The 13,437-nt window shown below is 36.3% G+C and carries 13 protein-coding genes and 1 pseudogene; all 14 read left to right on the forward strand.

Translation table 11 applies throughout. From position 1 onward, the window contains the following. The coding region (locus HMPREF0381_RS03045) for a PF20097 family protein (protein ID WP_008750402.1) at positions 1 to 258 on the forward strand (258 nt) is incomplete at its 5' end. 177 nt (positions 259 to 435) lie between these two features. Then, complete coding sequence (locus HMPREF0381_RS03050) at positions 436 to 1,056, forward strand: TetR/AcrR family transcriptional regulator (protein ID WP_040461647.1); 621 nt, start codon at positions 436 to 438, stop codon at positions 1,054 to 1,056. Beyond that, positions 1,057 to 1,488, forward strand: a pseudogene (locus tag HMPREF0381_RS03055) (efflux RND transporter permease subunit); the annotation flags it as partial. It abuts the gene before it with no gap. Next, the gene (locus HMPREF0381_RS03060) at positions 1,488 to 2,654 is read left to right on the forward strand and encodes a TolC family protein (protein ID WP_008750405.1); all 1,167 of its coding nucleotides are present in this window, start codon (positions 1,488 to 1,490) and stop codon (positions 2,652 to 2,654) included. The pseudogene HMPREF0381_RS03055 and the gene HMPREF0381_RS03060, both read left to right, overlap by 1 nt. 12 nt (positions 2,655 to 2,666) lie before the next feature. Further along, entirely contained in the window at positions 2,667 to 3,857 is a 1,191-nt protein-coding gene (locus HMPREF0381_RS03065) for a TolC family protein (protein ID WP_040461099.1), read from the forward strand. An 88-nt stretch (positions 3,858 to 3,945) separates the two neighbouring features. Next, positions 3,946 to 4,497 (forward strand): hypothetical protein, encoded by a 552-nt coding sequence (locus tag HMPREF0381_RS03070; RefSeq protein WP_008750407.1) that lies wholly within the window; start codon positions 3,946 to 3,948, stop codon positions 4,495 to 4,497. A gap of 114 nt (positions 4,498 to 4,611) precedes the next feature. Next, positions 4,612 to 5,655, forward strand: a complete 1,044-nt coding sequence (locus tag HMPREF0381_RS03075; RefSeq protein WP_242824385.1) for an ABC transporter substrate-binding protein — start codon at positions 4,612 to 4,614, stop codon at positions 5,653 to 5,655. 1 nt (position 5,656) lies between these two features. Next, on the forward strand, positions 5,657 to 6,409 hold the full coding sequence (locus HMPREF0381_RS03080; RefSeq protein ID WP_008750409.1) for an ABC transporter permease: 753 nt from the start codon (positions 5,657 to 5,659) through the stop codon (positions 6,407 to 6,409). After that, a complete protein-coding gene (locus HMPREF0381_RS03085; protein WP_008750410.1) occupies positions 6,409 to 6,954 on the forward strand; it encodes an ATP-binding cassette domain-containing protein in 546 nt (181 codons plus the stop codon). Before HMPREF0381_RS03080 ends, HMPREF0381_RS03085 begins: the two co-directional genes overlap by 1 nt. A 6-nt stretch (positions 6,955 to 6,960) precedes the next feature. Further along, the gene (locus tag HMPREF0381_RS03090) at positions 6,961 to 7,965 is read left to right on the forward strand and encodes a hypothetical protein (protein ID WP_008750411.1); all 1,005 of its coding nucleotides are present in this window, start codon (positions 6,961 to 6,963) and stop codon (positions 7,963 to 7,965) included. 4 nt (positions 7,966 to 7,969) lie between these two features. Further along, positions 7,970 to 9,073 (forward strand): AI-2E family transporter, encoded by a 1,104-nt coding sequence (locus tag HMPREF0381_RS03095; RefSeq protein WP_008750412.1) that lies wholly within the window; start codon positions 7,970 to 7,972, stop codon positions 9,071 to 9,073. A gap of 126 nt (positions 9,074 to 9,199) precedes the next feature. Further along, complete coding sequence (locus tag HMPREF0381_RS03100; RefSeq protein ID WP_008750413.1) at positions 9,200 to 10,459, forward strand: S1C family serine protease; 1,260 nt, start codon at positions 9,200 to 9,202, stop codon at positions 10,457 to 10,459. Positions 10,460 to 10,470: 11 nt separating this feature from the next. Then, positions 10,471 to 11,418 (forward strand): 3'-5' exoribonuclease YhaM family protein, encoded by a 948-nt coding sequence (locus HMPREF0381_RS03105; protein ID WP_008750414.1) that lies wholly within the window; start codon positions 10,471 to 10,473, stop codon positions 11,416 to 11,418. 88 nt (positions 11,419 to 11,506) lie between these two features. Continuing rightward, entirely contained in the window at positions 11,507 to 12,904 is a 1,398-nt protein-coding gene (gene rlmD, locus HMPREF0381_RS03110) for a 23S rRNA (uracil(1939)-C(5))-methyltransferase RlmD (RefSeq protein WP_008750415.1), read from the forward strand. Positions 12,905 to 13,437 lie beyond the last annotated feature (533 nt).

Raw genomic sequence — 13,437 nt, forward strand, 5'->3', positions numbered from 1 at the left:
TTTATTAGATTTTATGAAAGGAGATCTATGACCGAGTTTAAAAGAAAGTGTCCTTATTGCGGTAAGTTGATGGAAAAAGGGAAGATACCTCCGAGAAATTATACGCTTAAGTGGAAGAGTGAGGATGGAAACAGAAGCGGTTTAAATTATTTATTTAATCTTGATAAAAAGGATATAATCCTTGCTTCTGTGTGGAACAATATTTATTGTACAGGCTACCTTTGCAGAAGATGTAAGAAAATAATAATTGATATATGATGAAAGTTATATGACCATGACTATATACTTTTCTTGACAGGAAAAGTATATAGTGCTAATATACACATCAGGTGACAGGGTGTCACTAAAATAAATTATTTATATAATAAGGCAACTGTGTTTGCCTATATTTTTACCGAATAAAGTGACATGATGTCACTATTTAAGGAGAAGGGTGTGCCAAGTACAAGGTTTGAAAATTTAGCGGAAGAGAAAAAAGAAAAGATAATAGAAGCTGCAATAGAGGAATTTATAGAAAATGGATATGAAAGAGCTTCTATAAACAGCATTATAAAAATGGCGGATATATCCAGAGGCAGCTTTTATACATATTTTGAAGATAAGGACGATATTTTAAGTTATATAATAAATTCTTTTACAGCTAAATCAACAGAGTTTATTATAAATACTTTAAAAGAATCGAATGGAGATATAATAGAAATGATGATAAGGCTCTATGATATTCATATTAAGTTTAAAAAAGAGCATCCGAATTCAATTTTATCTTTATTTAATACAATGGCTGAAAGAGTATTTTCTTTAAAAAAAGCATATTCAGATAAGGAGATCATAGATCATGACTTCTTTAAAAGTAAGAACGGAGAAAGATTGTGTGAGTTATTATGGGAAAACAGCAATGAACATTTAAAAAAATATACAAGACAAAAATTTACATCATTGGTAGAGCTTATATTTGCGGTTGCATTCAAATCGGTAATTACGACGGAAATATGCGGGGAATCAGCAGCAAGAAATCAGATGGTTGATTGGCTTGGATTTATAAAGAATGGTATATAAATGTTTACAATTCCGTTTTCACTGATTGGTGCATTCGGTCTGTTGTGGGCATTTAATGTATCAATAAGTATGGTATCTATGATAGGTTTTCTTATGATGGTGGGTACTGTAATAAACAACGGTATTCTGTATGTAGATACTGTCAATCAGTATAAAATGGAGATGCCTTTAGATAAAGCTTTGGTAGAAGCAGGTGCCACCAGAATAAGACCTATCTTACTTACTACACTTACCACAGTAATCTCTATGATTCCTATGGCACTTGGCTATGGTAATGATATGTTACAAGGATTGGCGTTAGTTAATGTGGGAGGACTTATAGCATCAACATTATTATCATTGCTTTTACTGCCTACATTGTATAAAATGATTGATAAGGCAGGAAGAAGAGCAACAGGAGAAAGTTTAACAGAAGGGTTGGATATAGACTGATGAATAAAAATAGAAAAATAAAAACTATGCTGGTACTTGCACTTGCAGGAAGTATAACAGCATCAATACCGGTATTTGCAAGAGAACCGAGATTTGCCAGAAGCAATGAAGAGTGGGCTACACTTGAAGACAATAATCTTGAGTATGGCGAGATAGAAGATTTGATAGCGGAATACAATGCCACAGTTCGTTCAAATGAAGTGGCTTTGGCAAAGTTTAAAAGAGACTATGGCAGAACAAATACAGAAGTATCAGATAAGTACAGAGAAAATGCACAAGAGATTTTAGATAATCTGGATGACCCGGATCCAAGTGATCCGACATATGTTGCAATGCTCTCAAGTGTGGCAACTGCAAGAGCGACGGCACAAAATCTCCTCTCAAGTGCGGATTCGACATTGGAAGATGCGGACATTATAAGACTTGGATATGAACAGGCGGAAAAGACTTTAGCACAGACTGCCACTACAAATATGATTTCTTATAAATCAGGTCAAATAGCAATAGAGGTGGCAAAGGGCAATCTTGAACTTGCAAATATTGCATTAAATACGGCAAATGCAAAGTTAAACGCCGGAACAGGTACAAATATAGATGTACTTAATGCAAAGGAAAAAGTACTTAACGCACAGAATGCTGTGAACAAGGCGATATCCGATAACAATACGGTACTTAAGAAGCTGCAGGTAATGACAGGGTGGAGCTACAATGCCTCACCGAATGTAGGAGATATACCTGCTCCGGATATGGACAGAACATTTGATGCGAGTGCCGATTTAAGTAAGGCATTAGAGAATAATTATACTCTTAAAATTAATGAAAAGAAACTTGCCAATGCAAGTTCGGATTCTGATAAGCAGAGCCTTAAGTTGACTGTTGAGGACAACAAGAAAAATATAGCAACTGCACTTGTTGTAGCTGCACAAAATATAGCTTCTGCTAAGGAAAGCTACAATTATGCAAACAGTTTTGCAAGCCTGCAAGAGACTAATCTGGTGACTGCAAATCAAAGGTTTTCACTTGGAATGATAAGTAAGCTGGAACTTGATACACAAAGGATAACAACGGATAATGCAAAAAGAGCTTTGGAGCAGAGCAGATATGCAATAAATCAGGCAATAGCAAACTATGATTGGGCAATAAAAGGACTTGCACCAACATCATAAGGAGGTTCATAAATGAAAAGGAGAATATTAGCTTTGTCACTTTGTATGGCACTTGCCACACCTGTGACATCACTTGCATATGTGAAAAGTCCGGGGAATCCTTCAGAGGTGGGAAAGACACAGGCAGAGTTAAACGGCTACAGTGAAGAGACTTGGGCAAAACTTATGGACAATACATTGGAATATAGTGAGATAGAGGACTTGGTGAAAAATTTCAATGTAAATATTTCCTCTGCATGGAGCAAGTTTAATGACAATATAAACAGCTTAAATCTGGCGATAGACACTTTAAGGTCTGCAAAAAGAGAAATGAGCAGTGATGCAACTGCCGCAATGAATAACGGTGATATTGTAAATACAATGTTATATAAGGCACAGGGCAAGGGTCTTGGAATGAGTATACAGGCAATGGGTACCGCAAAGGATAAGCTGTCAAGGCAGATAACAGCTGCCAATGCTCCTATAAGGAATGCACAGGAGCAGGTGGTATCAGGTGTAAGAGCAATTATGATTGGCTATAAGAATATAGAAAATCAGGAGAAGATACTTGACAGTATGATAAATATGTATGAGGAGACTCTGCGTGTTGTAAATCAGACCGGCAGTCTGGGTCTGTCAACGAATACGGATATTATAAAGGCTCAAAGCGACCTGACAAATGCAAGGGCAAATCTTTTAACTTTGAAGGCGAATAAGGATAAGCTTTATCGTACTCTTATCACTATGTGTGGTTGGTCTCCTGATGCTGATGTAACTGTTGCGGATATACCTGATGTAAGTGATGATGATATAAATAAGTTAAATCCAAGTGTGGATATAAATACTGCTATAGGAAATAATGCAACGCTTATAAAGAACAGGCATAATACATCTTCAAAGTCAAGTTCATTTGTGGATGCCAAGCTGTATCAGTCAAGTCAGGATGAGGATATACTGAGGGCAAATATAAACGAGCTTTACAATAATATAATCACAGATAATGGCAATCTTGCAGCGGCAAATGCCGGATTGGAGGCATCTAAGGCCACACAGAATGCACTTGATACACAAAAAAGCATGGGTATGATCTCAACGGCACAGTATCTTGGAGGCAGGCTTTCAGTTTTACAAAAGCAGGCAGAGGAAAAGAGTGCAAGACTTCAACTTAATACCGACTATAACGCATATATGCAGGCATTAGCCGGAAATATTGATATAAAATAAAACAAAACTTAAGCAAAAACAATGGTTTAATTCATTTTTATTTGCTATAATCAAGTACAAGTACATCTTAATAAAGGAGGTTTAAGGTATGGGATTTTTAGATCAGTTGGGTGACGTTGCAAAAAGTATCAGTAAATCGGCAGGCGATTTTGCAAAGCAGGTAGGCGATAAGACAAATGATGCTTTAGAGATTAATAAACTTAATACAAAGATTTCAGCGGAAAATGCGGAGATTGAGAAAGAAAAGAAAAAATTAAGCGATGCACTTTTTGAAAGATTTTCAAGAGGTGAGGATATTCCCCAAGAAGTTAAGGAGTTTTGTGAGAATATAAAATCACATCTTATCAATATAGACGGCTTTAAAGAAGAGATAGAAAAAGTAAAGGCTGCCGCGGCGGAAAGAGCAAATAATCTGAAGGAAGAAGCACAGGATAAGGTGGATGACCTTAAAGATGCCGTAAGTGATGTTAAGGATAAGGCACAGGACATTGCGGATAATGTAAAAGATGCGGCACAGGACAAAGCAGATGAAGTAAAGGATGCGGTATCCGATACTGTAGAAGAAGTAAAAGATCATGCTGAAGATGCAAAGGATGCGGTATCCGATGCTGTAGAAAATGTAAAAGAAGATAATAACTAAATATTGATATTTTTATGAAAGTTCTTTAAAATAAAAAGAGTAAGACCTAAGCGGTTTTGCTCTTTTTGTATAAGAGGAAGTTTGGCTCAAAATAAATATATTTTGGAGGTTGTTATGAAAAAAAGAATATTGGCGATAATGGCATGTGCATTATTGGCATTGACTGCTTGTGGAAAAACAAATGTAAAAGAGAGTGTCTCATCCGGTGAAAGCGGCAGCGAGCAGACAACAGTTGCACAGAGTTCTGAAAATGAAAGCAGTCTGGGGACTATAAAGCTTGGAGGATTAAAAGGACCTACAAGTATAGGAATGGTTAAACTTTTAGATGATGCAAAGAAGGGAAGCCTTTCATACAGTGTGACCTTTGATATGGAAACGGCACCTGATGTGATGGCACCTAAACTGTTAAACGGAGAGGTAGATATTGCAACATTACCTGTAAATATGGGTTCAGTGCTTTTCAATAAATCAGACGGCAAGGTTGTTATGCTTGATGCAAGCACACTTGGTGTACTGTATATACTTGAAAAAGGTGATATGAATATAAAGAGCATTGATGATCTTAAAGGTAAGACGATAGTGGCACATGGTCAAGGTGCAACACCGGAGTACTCACTGGGTTATATCCTGTCAGCACATGGCATGGATATAAACAAAGATGTTACTATGGACTGGAAATCATCGGCAGATGAGGTTTTAGCGGCTGTTGAAAATATGGACAGTGCGGTTGTGATGTTGCCACAGCCATTTGTGACAGTTGCACAGACAAAGATGCCTGGCCTTCAGACAGTACTTGACCTTACAAAGGAGTGGGATGCCATAGGAACCGGCGGAAAGCTTATTACGGCCGGAATCTTTGTAAGAAGTGATTTTTTAGAGTCAAACAAGCAGTTGGTAGATGAATTTTTAGATGATTATACAGATTCAGTGAAGTGGATCAATGAGAATGTGGAAGAAGCATCCAAACTTGTGGAAGAAAATGATATTATCAAGGCACCTGTTGCAGCTAAGGCGATACCATATTGCAATCTGGTTTCTATCACAGGTGATGAGATGAAAAAGGATGCCGAGGATTATTTAAAGACACTCTTTGATGCCGATCCGAAGTCTGTAGGCGGTGCATTACCGGGAGAAGAGTTCTACTATACCGGAAAATAATATGAAGAAAAGTAAGTTACATAAGACTACAGCAGTGCTTTTGGCACTGCTGTTTTGGCAAACGGCGGCAATAATTCTTAACAGATCATTTTTGTTGTCATCACCTGTAGAGGTATTAAAAGCATTGCTTGAACTTGGACTTAGCAATATTTTTTGGACGGGTATGTGGAGAAGTGTATGTAAAATACTTTTGGGATTTTTAACAGGTGCTGGAGTGGGGATATTCTTTGCAGGGCTGTCATACAGATTTAATTTATTTGAAGTCTACATTTCACCTTATATTATGGTGATTCGCTCCATACCTGTGGCATCATTTGTAATAATCATACTTATATGGCTTGGAGGTGAGGGGCTTTCTTTATTTGTATGTTTTTTTATGGTGATGCCGATATTTTATGCCAATACATTGGAAGGACTGAAGTCTGTAGATATGAAGATGATTCAGATGGCAAAGATATTTGAACTTGGTAAAAAAGCAAAACTTATATACATATATTTACCTATGTTAGAGTCATTTTTGATATCATCAAGTGTGGCTTCAATGGGAATTGCTTTTAAATCAGGTATTGCGGCTGAAGTAATAGGCAGACCCAAAGATACCGTCGGATTTTTACTGTTTGATGCGAAGATGTATCTGGATACTTCAAAGGTATTTGCGATAACGCTTACAGTCATTATATGCAGTGCGATATTTGAAAGACTGGCAGTGATTGTTGTAAAAAAGTTTTTCTATATGTTAAAGAGGATTTATTGATGAGGCTGAAAAGTATATGTAAGAGCTTTGGGGATATAGAGGTTTTAAAGGACTTTAACCTAAACATAGCTGAAGGTGAGCATATCGCAATTATGGGAAAGTCAGGAAAGGGAAAGACCACTGTTTTAAATATTATAATGGGATTTGAAGTCCCTGATTCGGGGTTTGTTGAAGTCACAAAGGATATTTCTACAGTTTTTCAGGAAAACAGACTTTGTGAAGACTTTTTTGCAATCTCAAATGTATGTTTGTTGAAAAAAAATAAAAGTCTTGCAAAAAAAATCTTAGATAGGCTCGGAATTGACAGCACACAGAAAGTAAAGACTATGAGCGGAGGTCAAAAAAGAAGAGTGGCACTGGCAAGATGCCTTGCAAGAAACGCAGGGCTTTATATATTTGATGAGGCACTAAAGGGGCTGGATGACAAGACAAAGGCTGTGGCAATGGATGTTATAAAAGAGTATACTAAGGGAAGGAGTGCAATATTTATCACACATGATATAAATGAAGCAAAGGAGTTTGCAGACAGAATAGTGGAGATTTAATCAGCTATGAAAATAAAATTGGAAAAGTTATTGGAACGGCAGATAGAAAGTATAAATCTTTCTGAAGTCTCATATAAGTATGCACCGATATATGCAAAGAATCATTTTGCAAGAGCAAAGGATGAATTTGTTATTTACTGTAGTGACAGTGAGAAAAACAAGGGGGTTTTGTGGTTAAAGAATAATGAATATAGGTTTATTCCCATAAATACAGAGGATAGAAGAAGTGCCAATCTGCTTATTAACACAGATGACGGAATAATTTTAATCAGTAAAAACAGGGCATGGAAAATGGGGGAGGATGATAAAGAATTTATCCCCATAAATATAGAGAAGCCTTGTATTGCGGAAAATATAACAGAGATTTCAACTTTGGGAGAGAGAGGTAAATATCCTGTTATTTGTCGTGTAAGTATGGAGACTATGGCTGCCAACAGCTTTACATTTTTTAAATATGATAAAGACGAAAATAAGATAAAATTTGAGGATATATTACAGCCGGTATTTACAACAGAAAATACAATGAAAAAATTTTTTAATTCATTGATTGAGGCGGACGGGCTTTATCATAAGATGGATTTTAATTATAACTATCCTCAAATTGGAAGTATGATGATAAAGGATGACACTATATATGTATTCTTAGAGGCTGATATTGTAAATCCGGTCGGACTTAGTACTTATAAATACTATTGGTATGTGGAAATAGCTAAAGACGGAGTTTATAAAAAGAAAATTTGGGGTAAGGAAAAATTAGAGAAATTACAGGGAAAACATGGAGTCAGAGGGAAATTCAGTGCAGATAAGAAATATCTGATTATATCTCCTATTTTTAAAACAGACGAATGGAAAGGTAAACAAAAATTACTAAGGCTTTCCGATTTGGAACTTTTGGATATCACATTGCCAAGAGGATACTCCAAGTTTAGAGTGATGGATATTTTTGATGAACATGCATTTATCAGTGATGAGTTAAACAAGATAATACTTTGCAAAATGACAGAGGAGTAATATTGTGAATAATATAAAGAAAAAATATATAGCTTATATAATAATTGCGACCGTAATAATATATGGTATAGTGCGATACTTTAATACTGTGGAGGGCTATATAGGAAATATTACAAAAGCATTGATGCCTTTTGTGGCAGGGGCTGTTATGGCATATATTATAAATATACTTATGGACTTTTATGAAGATCTGCTTTTGAAAAAATTTCATAATAAAAAAATCATAAGAACGGTAGCAATAGTATTGTCAATATTTACATTTGTATTGGTGATAGTATTGCTTCTGGGGCTTATTATTCCGCAACTTATAAAGATAATGTTTTCAATAATGTATACAAACCCCGGTGATATAAAAAAGATAATAGAAAGTATCGGTAAAAACAATATAGTGGATAAGATCGCCGATATGATGAATGTTGATATCAACAATATAGATATTTCAGGCTATGTTACAAAACTTATACGCAGTGTAATGTCAAGTGTCGGCAATATTCTTATGGGAGTGATAAGCGGAATATCAGGATTTTTCAATACTATAATATCTGTCTTTATGGCGGTGGTATTTGCAATATATATACTTATGGATAAGGAAAGAATTGCTGTGCAGGGTGATAAACTTTTAAGAGCCTTTTTACCGTCAAAGAGAGATTCGGTAATTGATGTATTGAGGATTTTTAATACAAGTTTCAGAAATTATTTTATCAGTCAGGTAAAAGAGGCGATAATACTTGGTGTACTGCTCTATATTGTGATGATTATAGCAAGACTTCCATATGCTTCATCTATTTCGATATTGGTAGGGGTGACGGCACTGATACCTGTAATAGGAGCCTATGCAGGGCTTTTTATCGGAACACTTATGATACTTACAAAGTCTTTTTCAAGTATGATTATATTTATAATAGTACATACTGTAGTACAGCAGTTTGAAAACAATATCATATATCCGAGAGTGGTCGGAAGTTCTGTAGGTCTTCCCGGTATGTGGGTAATAGTCGCTGTGGCACTTGGAGGAAGTTTAGGAGGTATCTTTGGGGTGTTTGTAGCGGTACCTGTGGCTGCAAGTCTTTACTTTATTTTAAAGAGAGAAACTCTAAAAAGACTGTAATCCGGCTAATATGTATTTTGTGTTAAATCAGTGTTACATTTGCTTGATAAATCGTGTATAAACCTTTATAATCTTACTTAGGGAGAGCGAGGTATTATGTAATATATACTGAAAGCAGAGGGTTTTATGCCAAATACAAAAAAAGACCATGAGTCCGATGAGAAAAATCCTTTTATAAAACAGACTATTATAGAAGAGAAAAAAGACCATAATAAGAGGATAATTTCAGCAGCTTGCCTTGCTATGGTTTTTGGAATTGTTGCAGGTCCAAGTATGGCAGTGACATCATATGTTATAAACAAAAATATACTGAATAAACAGACAAAAACTACTATAGAGATTCCGAAGGAGGAATCAAATCCAGACGGAAGTGAAGAGGCGGAATCTTCAGAGCCTGTGGAAGATATAGTAGCATCGGCAATAGAAAGCATTGATTTGAGTGAAAAAAACTTGGAGCAGATGTATAGCAGCCTAAGTAAAGTTGCAGAAAATAAGGATAATACAATAGTAAAGATAAGTGCAGTCACTACAAATACCGACTGGTTTGATAACACATTGCAAAGTGAAAGCAGTTGTTCGGGAATTATAATAGCAAAGTCGGGTGATAACCTTATTGTATTGACTCAGGATATGTCCATAGAGGGTGGTGTCAGGGTGGTGTTCTTTGATGGCAGCATAAAGGAGGCAACTGTGCTTGGAACGGACGGACTGACCAATCTTATGGTACTTTCAGTAGATATCTCCGCTATGGGAGAAAAGGTCAAGAGTATAGAACCTATCGTGCTTGGGAATTCATATCAGCTGAAAAGAGGTGCATTTATATTGGCTATAGGCAGTCCTGTGGGAATATCAAGAAGTCTTGATATAGGCAATATAACCGCTATTGAAAAGAATGCAAGCTTCTTTGACGGATACGGTAGAGTTATATACTGTGACAAGCACTTAGACAATAGAGGTACATTTTTAATAGATACATCAGGAGAATTGGTGGGCGTGGTTTCAAATTTGGATGGTGACAGTCCCATATCAATGGCATATGGTATATCGGATTTGAAGATGCTTATTGAAAATATGACTAATGGGGTGGGCTCTGCATATTTGGGCGTTCGTGTACTGGATATAGACAAGGAAAGAGCACCTGAAGGAATACCGAACGGAGTCTATGTTACAGAGGTGAGAGCCGACTCCCCGGCTTATAATATAGGAATACAATCCGGAGATATAATATCCATGATTGGTGACGAGGAAGTGAACTCTATTATAGGGTTTAAAAATATAATGGAAAAGCTGAAGCCAAACCAAGTTATAAATATCAAAGTGAGCCGTTCCGGTAAAGATGGTTTTACAGAACTGAATTTTGAGACAACAATTGGTGCCAGGAGCTAGAAGGGTAGAAAATGAAATTTATTGAAAGCTTAAAAGAAGGAATGCATGTTTCAGAGGTTTATCTTTGCAAGACAAAGATGATTGCAATGTCAAAGACCGGTAAAGAGTATGCCAGTCTTAGTTTGCAGGATAAGACAGGAAGCATTGATGCAAAGATATGGGATTTATATTCCCCGGGCATCTCAGATGTTGATGCTATGACATTTGTTGTAGTAGACGGTGAGGTTACATCTTTTAATAATGTATTACAACTGAAGGTTGCAAGAATAAGAGAAGCGGATGAGAAGGAGTATACCCCGTCAGACTATGTACCGGTTTCAAAAAAAGACATTGAAAAGATGTTTTTTGAACTGAAAGAGAAGATAAAGTCGGTAAAAAATCCATTCTTAAGTAAGCTTTTGACAGCTGTTTTTATAGATGATTTTGAATTTCAGACTACTTTTAAAGCATCATCAGCAGCAAAGACGGTACACCACGGTTTCCTTGGCGGACTCTTGGAGCATACTCTTGGAGTAGTAAAGCTGTGTGAGTATTTTTGTGATAATTATTCGTCACTTAACCATGATTTACTTATCACAGCTGCGATTTTTCATGATATAGGAAAGACAAGAGAGTTGTCAGCATTCCCGTCAAATGATTATACAGATGAAGGTCAGCTTGTGGGACATATAGTGATAGGTGTTGAGATAGTAAAAGCACATATTGATAAAATTCCGGGATTCCCGAAAAAGCTTTCAAACGAGCTGATACATTGTATTTTGGCGCATCACGGAGAACTTGAATACGGTTCCCCCAAAAAACCTGCGCTTATAGAAGCTTTGGCACTTAATCTGGCAGATAATGCGGATGCAAAGATGGAGACTTTTATAGAGCTTTTGGCACAGGGACAGGAAGGTGCTACAGGCTGGCTTGGCTATAATAAATTGCTTGAAAGCAATTACAGAAAGACAAGTGTGTAATATAGGTGTATTCTACATTTTAATATATTTGTTCAACAGTCTGAACAGATACAAGGATTAATTGTAGAAGACATTATAACGGAGATATATGAAAACTGATCAAAATTACAAAAAAGGTGAAATTATAACAGTTGATATAACAGACTTTGGAGAAAATGGTGAAGGCATCGGAAAAACCGATGCCTTCACATGGTTTATAAAAGATACTGTTATAGGAGACAAGGTCATAGCCAAGGTGATGAAAACAAAGAAAAGCTATGGATATGCCAGACTTGAAAAAATAGTGGAGGAAAGTCCCGACAGAGTAAGAGCAAAATGCCCTGTAGCAAGAAGCTGTGGAGGATGCACATTGCAAAGCCTTGACTACAGAGCGGAGCTTAGACTTAAGCAAAACAAAGTGGAAAATCATCTGAAAAGAATAGGCGGATTTGACCTCTCAAATGTGGAGATAGAAGAAATTATCGGTATGGAAGAGCCATACCGATACAGAAATAAATCACAGTTTCCGTTCGGAAGAAAGAACGGAAAAAACATCACGGGATATTTTGCAGGCAGAACTCACAGCATTGTAGAGTTTGATGATTGTATAATAGGTATAGAAGAAAATAAGACTGTATTGAAGACTGTGCTTGAGTTTATGGAGAAGTATAGGGTGGATGCCTACAATGAGGAAGACACAAGCGGCATAGTAAGGCATGTACTTATAAGAAAGGGCTTTGTTACGGGAGAGCTGATGGTGTGTGTGGTAATCAATGCAGACAATTTGGTATATAGCAGGGAACTTGTGGAAAGTCTTTGTACCGCTCTGGGTAAAGATTTACAATCTGTTTCATTAAATATAAATAAGAAAAATACAAATGTGATTTTGGGCGACAGGACGATTACCATATATGGAAGAGAATATATAGAGGATTATATAGGAGATGTAAAGTTTAGAATATCGCCGCAGTCCTTTTATCAGGTAAATCCTGTACAAACCAAGAAATTATATGGCAAGGCACTTGAGTATGCCGCACTGACCGGTGAAGAAACAGTATGGGATATGTACTGCGGTATAGGTACTATCTCACTTTTCCTTGCAAAGTCCGCAAAGTTTGTCTACGGGGTGGAAATAGTAGATGCCGCCATACAAAATGCAAGAGAGAACGCAAAGATTAACAATATAGAAAATGTGAAGTTTTTCGTAGGAAAGGCAGAAGAGATAATCACAGGCGAATACGAAAACGGTAATATAAGAGACATAGATGTAATAGTGGTAGACCCGCCAAGAAAAGGACTTGATAAGATTGCAATAGATACAATGCTAAAGCTGTCGCCAAAGAGAATTGTATATGTAAGCTGTGATTCCTCCACACTGGCAAGAGATCTGAAATTGCTATGCGAGAAGGAATATGAACTAAAGAAACTTACGGTGGTGGACCAGTTTGCGAGGAGTTATCATACGGAGAGTGTTGTGGTGATGTCAAAAGTTGAACAGACTAAGTAAATAAAGGTTGATAACAAAGGCTTATTCTAGTGTTATCGTTAAAAGATATCGGTAGCTTGGAGTAAGCTTTTTTAGAGAAAATAAGGTTAAGCTGTAACTATCCATAGGTAAGAGTTGATACTAGGGAATGGATGAGAAGGGAAAATGCACCCACTTGCTCCTACCTGTATATGTGAATTTTATGCAGTAGGAAAAGTGCTGTATTGTATGGGTGAGATATGATTTTATCCAAAATGATACAATTTAGCAATATATACTCAAAATTGCTTAGAATAAAGTTTTTATAAAAACTGAAAATCAATAATAATATACAGTGACCTAGCTAATTTTAAGGCTAGAATTTTTTATTTTAAGGGTACCTTTTTATTGATAAGGGTGTCAAGAAACTCTTAATGGGGGTGTTTGTATAGGAGGATTCTAATATTGATATTATTCGCAATCTGGAATATAATTATCAAGGAAATCCACAAAATACATGCAAGTAAAATAAAAATATAATAGGATATGAGGCTTAAAAATTAGATATATGCTAA

This window comes from Lachnoanaerobaculum saburreum DSM 3986, assembly GCF_000185385.1.
Taxonomy (GTDB): Bacteria; Bacillota; Clostridia; order Lachnospirales; family Lachnospiraceae; genus Lachnoanaerobaculum; species Lachnoanaerobaculum saburreum.